This is a genomic window from Streptomyces sp. NPDC102462 (assembly GCF_044765425.1).
Taxonomy (GTDB): Bacteria; Actinomycetota; Actinomycetes; order Streptomycetales; family Streptomycetaceae; genus Streptomyces.
Genome location: NZ_JBIWKB010000041.1, coordinates 32,797 through 46,112, shown reverse-complemented (window position 1 = coordinate 46,112; position 13,316 = coordinate 32,797). Strand labels below are relative to the sequence as shown.

The window sequence follows — 13,316 nt, the reverse complement described above, 5'->3', positions numbered from 1 at the left end:
TGACTGTGCTGGAAGAAGTCGAGCGCTGGCTGGCCACCCGCTCCTGGTCCGTGACCGACCGGCCACTGCACAAGATCCTCGCCGCGAAACAGCGTACGGGCCAGTCGGTCTCCGTCGTGCTGCCCGCGCTCAACGAGGAGGAGACGGTCGGCGACATCGTCGCCGTCATCCGGCGCGACCTCATGCGGCGGGCTCCGCTGGTCGACGAGATCGTCGTGGTCGACTCGGGGTCCACCGACCGCACCTCCGAGGTGGCCGCCGCCGCGGGCGCCCAGGTGGTGCACCGCGACGCCATCCTGCCGCGGCTGCCCGCCGCGCCCGGCAAGGGCGAGGTCCTGTGGCGCTCGCTGCTCGTCACCGGCGGGGACATCGTCTGCTTCGTCGACGCGGACCTGCGGGAGTTCTCCTCCGACTTCGTCACCGGGATCGTCGGCCCGCTGCTCACCGAACCGGACGTCGACCTGGTCAAGGCCATGTACGACCGCCCGCTGGCCGGCGCGGCGGGCCAGGGCGGCCGGGTCACCGAGCTGATGGCGCGACCGCTGCTCAATCTGCACTGGCCGCAGCTGGCCGGTTTCGTGCAGCCGCTCGGCGGCGAGTACGCGGCCCGCCGCTCACTGCTGGAGCGGCTGCCGTTCCCCGTCGGGTACGGCGTCGAACTGGGCATGCTGGTCGACGCCCTGCACCTGGTGGGCCTTGACGCCCTCGCCCAGGTCGACGTCGGTGTGCGCAGGCACCGGCACCAGGACGGGCAGGCGCTGGGCCGGATGGCCGCCGCGATCTACCGCACCGCGCAGCTGCGGCTGGCCCGCGGGCACCTCGTACGCCCGTCCCTCACCCAGTTCGAACGCGGCGAACACGGCTTCGAACCACACACCTACCCGGTGGACACCGAGGAACGCCCACCCATGGTCCAGATCACGGAGTACACCACCCGCCGAGTGGCCTGAAGCCGACGCCGGCCGTGCCCGGCCCACACGGGAGCGGACCGTACGTTTGAGTGTTTGTGGGGCGGGCTAGGTTGAGGCGTATGGCTTCCACGTACGGTGCTGCCCAAGTGCTGGTCGCGTCCAACCGCGGCCCGGTCTCGTACTCCGTCCGGGAGGACGGCTCGCTGGCCGCCCGGCGAGGCGGCGGCGGGCTGGTCTCGGGGCTCTCGGCGATCGGCCCCGACGCGGACGCCCTGTGGGTGTGCTCGGCACTGTCCGACGGCGACCGCGAGGCGGTGCGCCGCGGGGTCGGCGAGCCCGGCGTGCGGATGCTGGACATTCCGGCCGACGTGTACGCCGACGCCTACAACGGCATCGCCAACTCGGTGCTGTGGTTCGTGCACCACATGCTCTACCAGACCCCGCTTGAGCCGGTCTTCGGCGCGGAGTTCCGGCGGCAGTGGGCGTCGTACCAGACCTACAACCGGGCGTTCGCCGAGGCGCTGGCCGAGGAGGCGGCGGAGGCCGCGGCGGTCGTCGTACAGGACTACCACCTGGCGCTGGCCCCCCGGATGCTCCGGCAGCTCCGCCCCGACCTGCGCATCGGCCACTTCTCGCACACCCCCTGGGCGCCGCCGGACTACTTCCGGCTGCTGCCCGACGACATCGCGGCCGAACTGCTCGGCGGCATCCTGGGCGCGGACCGCGCCGCGTTCCTCACCCGGCGCTGGGCGGACGCCTTCACCGACTGCTGCCACCTGGTCCTCGGGCCCGGCATCCCCTCCGGCACCCGCATCGGCGTGCACGGTCTGGGCGCCGACGCGGACTTCCTGCGCGCGCGTGCGCACGAGCCGGACGTGGCCGAGCGGATGACGGCGCTGCGCGCGGAGATCGGCGCGGACCGCAAGGCGATCGTGCGGGTGGACCGCACCGAGCTGTCCAAGAACATCGTGCGCGGGCTGCTGGCGTACCGGCAGCTGCTGACGGACCGCCCCGAGTGGCGCGAGCGGGTCGTGCACATCGCCTTCGCCTACCCCTCGCGCCAGGACCTGGCCGTGTACCGGGACTACACCGCCGAGGTGCGGCGCGTCGCGGAGGAGATCAACGCGCGGTACGGGACGCCGGGCTGGACGCCGGTGCTGCTGCACGTCGAGGACGACTTCGCGCGCTCGCTGGCCGCCTACCGGCTGGCCGACGTGGCCCTGGTGAACCCCATCAGGGACGGCATGAACCTGGTCGCCAAGGAGGTGCCGGTCGTCTCCGACCAGGGCTGCGCGCTGGTGCTGTCCCGGGAGGCGGGGGCGTACGAGGAGCTGGGCGAGGACGCGATCACCGTCAACCCGTACGACATCGGGGGCACGGCGGACGCCCTGCACCGGGCGCTCACCCTGCCGGACGACGAGCGGGCTGAACGGACCAAACGGCTGGCCGCCGCGGCCACCGCGCTGCCGCCGGCCCAGTGGTTCCTGGACCAGCTGCACGCCCTTCAGGCCGACCGGTCCAGCTGACCGGCGAGCGTCCGCAGCAGCCGCACCACCCCGGCCGGACCGTCCACGACCAGGTCGGCGCGCTCGGCCAGTTCGGTCACCTCGCTGCTGCCGCTGCACACCAGCAGGCCGGGCACGCCGTCGGAGCGTAGCTTGTCGACGGCCGCGAAGGCGGGCAGGTCACCGAGGTCGTCGCCGCCGTACACGACGGATGCGGCGCCGATCTCCCGTACGTACTCCAGCAGGGCGACGCCCTTGTCCATGCCCGGCGGGCGCAGTTCGAGGACCAGGCGGCCGGGCTCGACGATCAGGCCGTGCCGGGTGGCCAGCTCGGCGAGCGGACCGCGCAGCGCCTCGAACGCGGCCTGCGGATCCTCGGCGCGGCGGGTGTGCACGGCCACGGCCCGCCCCTTCTCCTCGATCCAGGTGCCCCGCCAGGCACCGATCCGGTCGAGGAAGCCGGGCAGCTCGGCACGGACGGCGGCGACGCCGGGGTGCGGGGCGGGTGCGCTGACGGTGCCGCTGACCGCGTCCCAGCGTTCGGCGCCGTAGTGGCCGAGTACGACCAGGTGCTCAAGGCCGGGTACGCCCGCGAAGCCGCCGTGGCGGACCGCGACGCCGGCCGGGCGTCCGGTGACCACCGCGACGGCGGCCACCTTCGGGGCGAGGGCGGCGAGCGCGGGTACGGCGTCCGGGTGTGCGCGTGCCTGATCGGGGTCGGCCACGATCGGCGCGAGTGTCCCGTCGAAGTCGAGGCCGATCACCGCGGTGCGGGGCCGTGCGAGCACGGCGGCGAGCCCGGCCCGCCCGGCCTGTGTCACGGGCGTCGGAAGCGCGTCCTGGGGCTCGGTCGAGTCCGTCATATGGGTGCCCATGACCCGACCCTATCCACGCGGAACGCCCCGCACGCCTGGCAGCGCGGGTCAGCGCTCGGTGCGGCGGGTCTCGCGGATCCGGCGCAGCCGGTTGACCGTCACCGGGTCGTGGGCCAGTGCGCGCTCGTCGTCCAGCAGGGCGTTCAGGAGCTGGTAGTAGCGGACCGGGGCCAGGCCCAGTTCCTCGCGTATCGCGCGTTCCTTGGCGCCGGGTCCCGGAAAGCCCCGGCGCTCCAGCGCCAGGATGGCCTGTTCGCGGCGGCCCAGCTCGTGGCGGTCGTCCGGTTCCATGGGTGAACGGTAGCGCCGGGCACCGACGACGCCCCGTCCCCGGGGCCCCGGCCCGAAAAGCGCCAACGTCCGCGACCCGATCGCCGTCCGCCCCGCAGACCGGTGACCCCGGCCGCCGCTCACCCCACGCCCCCGCGATCCCGGCCGCCGCTCACCCCGCAGACCGGTGACCCCAATCGCCGTTCCCGGTGGCTCCGGCCGCCGTTCGTCCCGCGACCCCGTGATCCAGATCGCCATTCACCCCGCAACCCCGTGATCCAGATCGCCGTTCACCCCACGCCCCGTGGTCCGGCCGCCGTCACCCCGCGACCTCGCGATTTCGACCGCCATTCACCCCGCGACCCCGTGATCCCGGCCGCCGTTCACCCCACGTCCCGTGGTCCCGGTCGCCGCCTCGCCGCGCGGATCGTGGTACCTCCGCCGCGTAAGTGGACTAGACCTCTTAAGGGTCCGCGGTCCACACTGTTCCCCGTGAGACATGTCATCGCCCTCGACGTGGGCGGCACCGGGATGAAGGCCGCCCTGGTCGGGGACGGCGGCGAGCTGCTGCACCAGGACCGCCGCGCGACCGGACGCGAACGCGGACCCGAGGCGGTGGTCGAGGGCATCCTCGGCTTCGCCGCCGAACTGCGCGCCCACGGCGCCGAGCGGTTCGGCGAACCCGCGGTCGCGGCCGGCATCGCGGTGCCGGGCATCGTCGACGAGGAACGCGGCATCGCCGCCTACGCGGCCAACCTGGGCTGGCGCGACGTACCGCTGCGCGACCTGCTCGCCGCCCGGCTCGGCATCCCGGTGGCGCTCGGCCACGACGTGCGCACCGGCGGGCTGGCCGAGGGCCGGATCGGCGCGGGCCAGGGCGCGGACCGCTTCCTGTTCGTGCCCCTGGGCACCGGCATCGCGGGCGCCATCGGCCTCGACGGCCGGGTGGAGGCCGGCGCGCACGGCTTCGCGGGCGAGATCGGCCATGTCGTCGTACGGCCCGGCGGGACCGCGTGTCCGTGCGGGCAGCGCGGCTGCCTTGAGCGGTACGCCTCCGCGTCGGCGGTGAGCGCGGCCTGGGCGGCCGCCTCCGGAAAGCCCGACGCGGACGCCGCCGACTGCGCGCGGGCCGTCGCGTCCGGTGACCCGGACGCCGTCCGGGTCTGGCAGGAGGCGGTGGACGCGCTGGCCGACGGCCTGGTCACCGCGCTCACCCTGCTGGACCCGCGCACGCTGATCATCGGCGGCGGGCTCGCCGAGGCGGGGCAGACCCTGTTCCGGCCGCTGCGGGACGCCGTCCGGCGCCGTGTCACCTTCCAGAAACTCCCGTCGATCGTCCCCGCCGCCCTCGGGGACACCGCCGGCTGCCTGGGCGCGGGGCTCCTCGCCCGGGATCTCCTCGAAACCACTGACCCTTCGGAGGTAACCGCCTGATGGCCCCCAGTACGGTTCTTGCCGGCGCCCGGGTGGTGCTGCCCACCGGGATCGTGACCGACGGACGCGTGATCGTCGAGGGCACGAGGATCACGGCCGCCGCCCCCGCGGACGCCCAGGTGATCGACGTACGGGGGCACTGGCTGGTGCCCGGCTTCGTCGACCTGCACAACCACGGCGGCGGGGGCGCCTCGTTCTCGGGCACGGCCGACGAGATCCTGACGGCCGTCCGCACCCACCGGCGGCACGGCACCACCACGCTGCTCGCCTCCACCGTCACCGACGACATGGACTTCCTGGTCAAGCAGGCCGGGCTGCTGTCCGAGCTGGCCGAACAGGGCGAACTCGCCGGGATCCACTTCGAGGGCCCGTTCATCTCGCCGTGCCGCAAGGGCGCGCACTCCGAGGAACTGCTGCGCGACCCGGACCCGGAGGAGGTGCGGCGGCTGATCGACGCGGGGCGCGGCTGGACCCGGATGGTCACCCTCGCCGCCGAACTGCCCGGCGGCATCGACTCGGTACGGCTCCTGGCGGCGCACGGCGTCATCGCCGCCGTCGGGCACACCGACGCGACGTACGAGAAGACGGTGCAGGCGATCGACGCGGGCGCCACGGTCGCCACCCATCTGTTCAACGCGATGCCGCCGCTCGGCCACCGCTCCCCCGGCCCGGTCGCCGCCCTGCTGGCGGACGAACGGGTCACGGTCGAGCTGATCAACGACGGCACCCACCTCCACCCGGCCGCGCTGGAACTGGCGTTCCGGCACGCGGGCGCCGGGCGGGTCGCGTTCATCACCGACGCGATGGACGCGGCCGGGACCGGCGACGGCCGCTACATGCTCGGCCCGCTGGAGGTCGAGGTCAGCGACGGCGTGGCCCGGCTCGTGCGGGGAGGCTCGATCGCGGGCTCGACCCTGACCCTGGACCGCGCCTTCAAGCGTGCGGTGGCGGTCGACCGGCTGCCGGTGCCGGACGTGGTGACGGCCCTGTCCGCCAACCCGGCGCGGCTGCTCGGCCTGGCCGACCGGGTGGGCTCCCTGGAGCCCGGCAAGGACGCCGACCTGGTGCTCCTCGACGCGGACTTCGACGTGAAGGGCGTGATGCGGCAGGGCGCCTGGGTGGTCGATCCCCGACTGCCCTGATACGTCCCCCGGTCGGCGCGCCGCCGGAGCCGGTTGACCGCCCGTGGTCTGGGCCCCTCGCCAACTGTTTGGCATGATCGGGACCAGAACACACGGCACAGCTCAGACAGTGAGGGAGGTCGGCCCGGGTGATCCTCACGGTCACACTGAACACCGCTCTCGATCTCACCTACCGCGTGCGGTCGCTGCGGCCGCACGCCTCGCACCGGGTGTCCGCGGTCGCCGAGCGGCCGGGCGGCAAGGGTGTGAACGTGGCCCGGGTGCTGGCGGCCCTCGGCCACGAGGTGACGGTCACGGGGTACGCGGGCGGCGGCACGGGCCGGGAGGTGCGCGACCGGCTCGCGGACATTCCGGGCGTGGCGGACGCGCTGGTCCCGATCGCCGGTGCGACCCGGCGCACGATCGCCGTCGTCGACGAACGCACCGGCGACACCACCCAGTTGAACGAGCCAGGACCGCAGGTGACGCCCGCCGAGTGGGCCGCGTTCCAGGAGGCGTACGAGGGCCTGCTCGGGCCGGCCGCGGCGGTGGCGCTGTGCGGCAGCCTGCCGCCCGGGGTGCCGGTGGGGGCGTATGCGGGCCTGGTACGGGCGGCACGGTCGGCCGGTGTCCCGGTGCTGCTGGACACCAGCGGGGAGCCGCTGCGCCGCGGGGTGGCGGCCCGTCCGGACATCGTCAAGCCCAACGCGGACGAGCTGGCCGAACTCACCGGCTCGCACGAGCCGCTGCGGGCCGCCCGGGACGTCCGCAGGCGGGGCGCGCAGGCTGTGGTCGCCTCCCTCGGGCCGCGGGGGCTGCTCGCCCACACCCCGGAGGGCCACTGGCGGGCCACCCCGCCCGCCGCCGTGCACGGCAACCCGACCGGCGCCGGCGACTCGGCGGTCGCGGGCCTGCTGTCGGGCCTGGTGGAACGCCTCCCCTGGCCGGACCGCCTGACCCGCGCGATAGCCCTGTCCGCGGCGACCGTGGCAGCCCCGGTAGCAGGCGAATTCGACCGCGCGACCTACGAAAACCTACGCCCGCGGGTCACCGTGACCAGCGAGACCAACGCCGCCTGAGACGTCACCAGTCAGGCTTCTGTCCCTCTTCGAGCAGCGCCAACTGGTCCAGGTTGAAGTGGCAGGCGTCTCCCTGGCCGCAGGTGATCGCCACGGTGTTCGTCCCCTGATCCAGCCGGAGGGAGACGTAGGACCGGTACCAGGCGTTCCAGTCGCCCTCTTTGCCGTAGTTCTTCAGATCGGGCTTATAGCTCTGCGGCTTCCCGTTGACGACGGTCGTCGCGCTCGCCGCGTCCTTCTCGGCGTTGGCGTACCGAATCCACAGGTCGTACGTGCCGGACTTGGGCACGTCGACCTTCCAGGTCACCGAGGCCCCGACCTGCGTCATCTGGTCGACGTACTTGCCGCCGTCGGCCCTGGCCCCGGAGAACTCGGTGCTGACCCTGGCACCGCCGGCAAGCGGCAGACCCGCCGCGTCCTGGACACCCGGCCCTGTGGCAGCGGTCGCCGAGGCACTGGGCGAAGCCGACCCCTTGGAGTCGGCGCTGCCCGTCGCAGAAGCCGAGGGGCCGCCGTCGGCCTTGTCGTCGTTCGAGTTGCCGTTGAGCATGGCGACGCTGATGCCTATGACGACCGCGGCGACCACCGCGATCGCGCCGATCAGCAGGCCCTTGGTGTTCGGGCCGCGACCGCCCCGGCCGCCGCCGGCCGGCGGCGGCTGCTGGCCGGCGGGCGGGCCGCCCGGGAAGGTCTCCGGGGCCTGGTAGTGGGCGTTCGGCTGGCCGTAGGCACCCTGCTGCGGGGGCACGGTCTGCTGTCCGTAGGCGGCCGGGGCCTGCTGGCCGTACTGGCGTTCGCCGACCGCACGCACCCTGTTGACCGAGTTCGGGTAGCCGTAGCCGCCGGACGGCGGCTGGGCTCCCCTGGCCTGCCCATCGGCGTACAGGTAGCCGAACGGGTCGTCGTCCTCGGGCGTGCTCGCGCCGTTGTCGCCGGGCGTCATCCCTAGGTACTCCTCAACAGGTGCGGGCGGATGCGGTACGGATACGGAAGACAGGTGAAGACGGGTATTGAAGAGCGAGCCTACCCGCTCTCGCTGACCCAATCGGGTGGCGCGATGTGCTTCAGCCCACCGACCTGGGGTTCATCCGGCCCGCCTGTGCTGTTTGGGACGAGATCGTTTCTCGACGTACATCCGTTCGTCAGCGGATTTCAACACCTCGTCCGCCGTCATGCCGCAGTGTGCCCAGCCGATGCCGAAGCTGGCGCCCACCCGCACGGCCCGCCCCTCGGCCCGGATCGGCTGGATGATCTCGTTGCGCAGGCGTACGGCCAGGTCCTGGGCGTCGGCCTTGCCGAGACCGTCGGCCAGGATGACGAACTCGTCGCCGCCGAGCCGGGCCACCGTGTCCCCGTCGCGCACACCCCGCGACAGTCGGCGCGCCACCTCGATGAGGACCGCGTCGCCCGCGTTGTGCCCGAACCGGTCGTTGATCGACTTGAAGCCGTCCAGGTCGCAGAAGAGGACCGCGAGGCCCTTGGTGCCGTCGTCGCGGTCGTCCTCGGGGGCGACGGTGTGCACATGGTGGTCGAAGCCGTCGTAGGCGTCCGTGCCGGAGGCGAAGTCGAAGCCGTGGCCGTTGACGTCGTAGGCGGGATGGCCGTACGCGGCGTCCAGGGAGTCCAGCTCGTCGGCGTGCGCGGGACGCCGGCACAGGCGGGCCGACAGGCGTGAGCGCAGTTCGGCGGAGTTCGGCAGGCCGGTGAGGGAGTCGTGCGAGGCACGGTGGGCGAGCTGCAGCTCGCGGCGCTTGCGCTCCTCTATGTCCTCGACGTGGGTGAGCAGGAAGCGCGGGCCGTCGGCGGCGTCGGCGACGACGGAGTTGCGCAGCGACACCCAGACGTAGGAGCCGTCGCGGCGGCCGAGGCGCAGTTCCGCGCGGCCGCCCTCGGCGGAGGTGCGCAGCAGCGTGCCGATGTCCTCGGGGTGCACCAGGTCGGAGAAGGAGTAGCGGCGCATCGCGGAGGCCGGGCGGCCCAGCAGGCGGCACAGCGCGTCGTTGGTGCGCAGGATGCGGCCGTGCTGGTCGCCGCCCATCTCGGCGATCGCCATGCCGGAGGGGGCGTACTCGAACGCCTGCCGGAAGCTCTCCTCGCTCGCGCGCAGCGCCTGCTGCTCGCGCTCCAGGCGGACCAGCGCGCGCTGCATGTTGGACCTGAGCCGGGCGTTGCTGATCGCGATGGCGGCCTGGAAGGCGTACATCTGAAGGGCCTCGCGGCCCCAGGCGCCCGGATGCCGGCCGTTGCGCGGCCGGTCCACGGAGATCACGCCGAGCAGTTCGCCGGAGCCGCCGCCCTGCACGCCGGGCGCGTACATGGGCGCGAAGAGCCGGTCGGCGGGGTGCCACTCGTCCTCGAAGCGGGGCGCGGGCCCGTCGGTGTACCACTGGGGAACGTCGTCGTCGTCGAGGACCCAGCCCTCGGTGTGCGGTATGAACCGCAGGTCGCCCCAGGCCTCGCCCATGGTCAGCCGGCGCTCCCAGGACTCGCGGGAGCCGACCCGGCCGGTGATGAGGGCCTCGGCGGCGGAGTTCCCGGAGAAGGCGGCGACCACCAGGTCGCCGTCGGGGCGTACGAGGTTGACGCAGGCCATCTCGTACCCGAGGGCGGTGACGGCGCCGTCGGCGACGGTCTGCAGCGTGTCCGCCAGGCTGCGTGCCGTGTTCATGTCGGCCATGGCCTGGTGCAGTTGCCGGAGGGACGCAAGACGGACGTAGGGCTCCGACTCCATTTCCATGCTCGCCCTCCCCCCGAGACCTCGCAGCGAATCAAGGGTGCTCTTCGGCGCTTCTCTTCGGTGGTGCCCTTGCAGCAGCTTCCCCGCCACTGAATCACAGCGCGCTGCCCACTCGGTACACAGGGTCAACAATTCATCGGTCTTGTGACTCAAGTCACAGAAGAACGTGAACAATTGAGAAGAGTGTCCGCCTTCTCCATCCTTCTTCGTTCTTCTTGGCTTCTTCGTTCTTTCTTCGTCCCATGGACCTAGGACCAGGTTCGGGCGGAGGCCCGATGCGACCCGCTCGCAGCGAAGATTAGCGTTTCCGGCGTGCTGAACATTCCAACTCCGCTGCCCTCCCCCGCCGCCCCCGCCATTCCCGGGCATGCTGAGGGGGTGAGCAACGACGAGTTCCGGGCCGCCATGTCCCGGCTGGCCGCGGGCGTGGTCCTGGTGACCGCCCAGGAGCCGCCGCTCGACCCTGACGACCCCGGGGCGCCGGCCGGCGAGGACGCCGGCATGACGGCCACGGCCTTCCTGTCCGTCTCCCTGGAGCCGCCGCTGGTCCTGGTCAGCCTGCGCGCGGGCGCCCGGATGGACGACCTGCTCGCCGAGCAGCCCCTGTGGGGCGTCTCCGTGCTCTCCGAGAGCCAGCGGCACATCGCGGGCCGGTTCGCCATGAAGGGCCGCCTCAGCGACCGGCTGCTGTTCGAGGACATCCCCTACGCCCGCGGCGACGTCTCCCACGCACCCCTGGTGCGCGGCGCCCTGGCGACCCTGGAGTGCCGGACCGAACAACGGGTCACGGCCGGGGACCACACCCTGGTGATCGGCCGCGTACTGACCGCGGAACTGCCCAGCGCCGACGGCCGGCCACTGCTGTATTTCCGGGGCCGCTACCGGCAGTTGGGCTGAGCGCGGGAGGCACGGGGAGTCCGCGTGGCGGGGCTGAAATTCCCTGGTCCATGATCACCGTCCGGTCTACCGTGCCGGAATGACGCCCCGCCTGAAAGAGATCACAGCGCACACCGTCGACGCCGCCCTCGGCATCCGGGTCGCGCCCGAACAGGAGCACGTGGTGCGGCCCGTCGCCCACTCCCTCGCCGAGGCGTACGCGCACCCGGCGGGCGTCGCCTGGCCGCGACTGATCGTGGACGGCGACGACGACCGCCCGGTCGGCTTCCTGATGGCCTTCCTCGGCATCGACTGGCACGGCGACGGGAGCGTGTTCCGCTCGGGCCTGTGGCGACTGAACATCGCGGCCGGCGAACAGGGGCGGGGGTACGGCCGTTTCGCGGTCGAGTCCGTCGCCGCCGAACTCCGCCGCCGCGGCGACAGCCACCTGTACGTCAGCTGGCACCCCGGCGCGACCGGCCCGGAAGCCTTCTACCAACGCCTGGGCTTCCTCACCACCACGGAAACCAGCGGCGGCCAGACGGTCGGGGTATTGAAGCTGACGTAGAGCGAGCCGCGGGACCTGACACGGGGTTGTGCGCCGAAGCCGACCCGGAGCGGGGTGCCGGAGCGGGGCGCTTGAGCCGACTCGGAGCGGGGTGCCGGACCGGGGTGCCGGAGCCGGCTCGGATGCGGGAAGCCGGAGCTGTCGCAGGGTTGAGTGCTGGAGCCGACTCGGAGCGGGGTACCGTAGCCGACCCGCACGCGGGATGCCGGACCTGTCGCGGGGTTGAGTGCTGGAGCCGACTCGGAGCGAGGCGCCGGAGCGGGGTGCCGGGGCCGACCTGGACGCGGGACGCCGGAGCCGACGCGCGTGGGGCGCCGGACGCGGCCTCAGAGCGGCGCGCGGTGGCACCGAGGCGAGGCGAGCGCGCCCGTACCGCCCACCGGCAGGCAGGTCGAGGCAGGGCTCCCCAGACCCGAAAACCGGCGACAGAACCCCGAAAACCCGGCGACCCCGATCCCGGCCCGGCGCTCCCGTGACTCGTCACGGTTCCCCGCCGCACCCCATCGCAGACCCGCCTCACGGCCCCCCGTAGCGGCCCCCGTCCCGGCTCGCACCGCGATCCCTCGCACGGCCCCCGCCGCAGTCCCGGGTCACGGTCCCCGTCCCGCCCCCCGTGACGGTCCAGAGTGGTGGCGTACGGCCGGCGTGGGGCGTGCCCCCGGTGGGGCGGGGCGGTCAGGCCCAGTCGTGGCCCGATCTGCCCCGCTTGGTTTCCGAACGCTGTTTCTTCTCGCGCAGCCGCCGCTCGTTGATGCCGCGTGGGATCCGGGTCGGCTTGCGGGGCTTGGGCGGCGGGGCCGTCGCCTGCGCGAGCAGCGCCGCGAGGCGCACCGCGGCGCCCTCCCGGTTGCGCCACTGGGAGCGGTGCTCGGAGGCGCGGACGGCGATGACGCCGTCGGTCAGCCGCCCCGCGAGCCGCCGCAGCGCCCGGTCCTTCCACACCTGGGGAAGCGCCTCGGTCCGCGCCAGGTCGAAGCGCAACTCCACCTGGCTGTCACTGGTGTTGACATGCTGTCCGCCGGGCCCCGAGGAGCGTGAGAAACGCCACATCAGCTCGGCCTCGGGCAGGGAGACGGAGCCACGGATGACATAGGGACCGGACATGCGTCCATGGTCGCGCCCGCGCGCGCTCCGCGTCACCCGAATTAGCGGAAGGTAAAAAAGGTAAAGCCATGCGGAACCTCTTGGCCCCCCCTTGGCGTTCTTCCCGGTGACGGTAGCTTCGTCCCCAGTACGAAGCCGTACGTACGTAACGAGGGAAGGGACTCCCAAACCATGGCTGTAAGCCTGTCCAAGGGTGGCAACGTCTCGCTCACCAAGGAGGCTCCGGGCCTGACCGCCGTCACCGTGGGCCTCGGCTGGGACGTCCGCACCACCACCGGCACGGACTTCGACCTGGACGCCTCCGCGATCGCGGTCAACACGCAGGGCAAGGTCTACTCGGACGGTCACTTCGTCTTCTTCAACAACAAGCAGACCCCGGACAACACGATCGTCCACACGGGTGACAACCGCACCGGCGAGGGCGAGGGCGACGACGAGGCGATCAACGTCAACCTGGCCGCCCTCCCGGCCGACATCGACAAGATCGTCTTCCCGGTCTCCATCTACGACGCCGAGAACCGCGGCCAGAACTTCGGCCAGGTCCGCAACGCCTACATCCGCATCATCAACCAGGCCGGCGGCGCCGAGATCGCCCGCTACGACCTCTCCGAGGACGCCGCCACGGAGACGGCCATGGTCTTCGGCGAGCTGTACCGCAACGGCGCCGAGTGGAAGTTCCGCGCGGTCGGCCAGGGCTACGCGTCCGGACTGGTCGGCATCGCCCAGGACTTCGGCGTCAACGTCTGACCCGTACGCGGCCGGGCCCGGACCGGTCTGAACCGGACCGGGCCCGGCCGCGCCGTCCGGCCCGGCCGCATCGTCAACAGGCTCCCGGG

Annotated in this window: 13 protein-coding genes; 8 read left to right on the top strand and 5 right to left on the bottom strand. The window is 72.9% G+C overall.

Annotated elements, in window-relative coordinates; translation table 11 throughout:
• Positions 1-5 precede the first annotated feature (5 nt).
• Positions 6-950, top strand: coding sequence for a glucosyl-3-phosphoglycerate synthase (locus tag ACIRFL_RS29650; RefSeq protein WP_404034362.1), 945 nt, complete (start codon positions 6-8; stop codon positions 948-950).
• A gap of 80 nt (positions 951-1,030) precedes the next feature.
• Entirely contained in the window at positions 1,031-2,437 is a 1,407-nt protein-coding gene (locus tag ACIRFL_RS29645) for a trehalose-6-phosphate synthase (protein WP_404034360.1), read from the top strand.
• Here ACIRFL_RS29645 and otsB read toward each other — a convergent pair.
• Together otsB and ACIRFL_RS29635 are read right to left on the bottom strand one after the other, a co-directional pair.
• The gene (gene otsB, locus ACIRFL_RS29640; protein ID WP_404034358.1) at positions 2,416-3,291 is read right to left on the bottom strand and encodes a trehalose-phosphatase; all 876 of its coding nucleotides are present in this window, start codon (positions 3,289-3,291) and stop codon (positions 2,416-2,418) included. The genes ACIRFL_RS29645 and otsB overlap by 22 nt on opposite strands.
• A 48-nt stretch (positions 3,292-3,339) precedes the next feature.
• Positions 3,340-3,582, bottom strand: a complete 243-nt coding sequence (locus tag ACIRFL_RS29635) for a DUF3263 domain-containing protein (RefSeq protein ID WP_404034356.1) — start codon at positions 3,580-3,582, stop codon at positions 3,340-3,342.
• Positions 3,583-4,053: 471 nt separating this feature from the next.
• On the opposite strand from ACIRFL_RS29635, the gene ACIRFL_RS29630 reads away from it, so the two are divergent.
• From ACIRFL_RS29630 to ACIRFL_RS29620, 3 genes are all read left to right on the top strand, one after another.
• The gene (locus ACIRFL_RS29630) at positions 4,054-4,995 is read left to right on the top strand and encodes an ROK family protein (protein WP_404034354.1); all 942 of its coding nucleotides are present in this window, start codon (positions 4,054-4,056) and stop codon (positions 4,993-4,995) included.
• Entirely contained in the window at positions 4,995-6,137 is a 1,143-nt protein-coding gene (gene nagA / locus ACIRFL_RS29625; RefSeq protein WP_404034352.1) for an N-acetylglucosamine-6-phosphate deacetylase, read from the top strand. The genes ACIRFL_RS29630 and nagA overlap by 1 nt, the downstream gene beginning before the upstream one ends.
• A 128-nt stretch (positions 6,138-6,265) precedes the next feature.
• Positions 6,266-7,195, top strand: coding sequence for a 1-phosphofructokinase family hexose kinase (locus ACIRFL_RS29620; protein WP_404034350.1), 930 nt, complete (start codon positions 6,266-6,268; stop codon positions 7,193-7,195).
• Positions 7,196-7,199: 4 nt separating this feature from the next.
• On the opposite strand, the gene ACIRFL_RS29615 is transcribed toward ACIRFL_RS29620, so the two are convergent.
• Positions 7,200-8,138 (bottom strand): carbohydrate-binding protein, encoded by a 939-nt coding sequence (locus ACIRFL_RS29615; RefSeq protein ID WP_404034348.1) that lies wholly within the window; start codon positions 8,136-8,138, stop codon positions 7,200-7,202.
• A 141-nt stretch (positions 8,139-8,279) separates the two neighbouring features.
• A complete protein-coding gene (gene cdgB, locus ACIRFL_RS29610) occupies positions 8,280-9,932 on the bottom strand; it encodes a diguanylate cyclase CdgB (RefSeq protein WP_404034346.1) in 1,653 nt (550 codons plus the stop codon).
• Between the two features lie 378 nt (positions 9,933-10,310).
• Between cdgB and ACIRFL_RS29605 the strand changes: the two genes are divergently transcribed.
• Positions 10,311-10,829, top strand: a complete 519-nt coding sequence (locus ACIRFL_RS29605; RefSeq protein WP_404034344.1) for a flavin reductase family protein — start codon at positions 10,311-10,313, stop codon at positions 10,827-10,829.
• Positions 10,830-10,908: 79 nt separating this feature from the next.
• On the top strand, positions 10,909-11,376 hold the full coding sequence (locus ACIRFL_RS29600; protein ID WP_404034342.1) for a GNAT family N-acetyltransferase: 468 nt from the start codon (positions 10,909-10,911) through the stop codon (positions 11,374-11,376).
• A 675-nt stretch (positions 11,377-12,051) separates the two neighbouring features.
• On the opposite strand, the gene arfB is transcribed toward ACIRFL_RS29600, so the two are convergent.
• Entirely contained in the window at positions 12,052-12,480 is a 429-nt protein-coding gene (gene arfB, locus ACIRFL_RS29595; RefSeq protein ID WP_404034340.1) for an alternative ribosome rescue aminoacyl-tRNA hydrolase ArfB, read from the bottom strand.
• 171 nt (positions 12,481-12,651) lie between these two features.
• Here arfB and ACIRFL_RS29590 point away from each other — a divergent pair, with 171 nt between their 5' ends.
• The gene (locus ACIRFL_RS29590; RefSeq protein WP_388713185.1) at positions 12,652-13,227 is read left to right on the top strand and encodes a TerD family protein; all 576 of its coding nucleotides are present in this window, start codon (positions 12,652-12,654) and stop codon (positions 13,225-13,227) included.
• Positions 13,228-13,316: the final 89 nt, after the last annotated feature.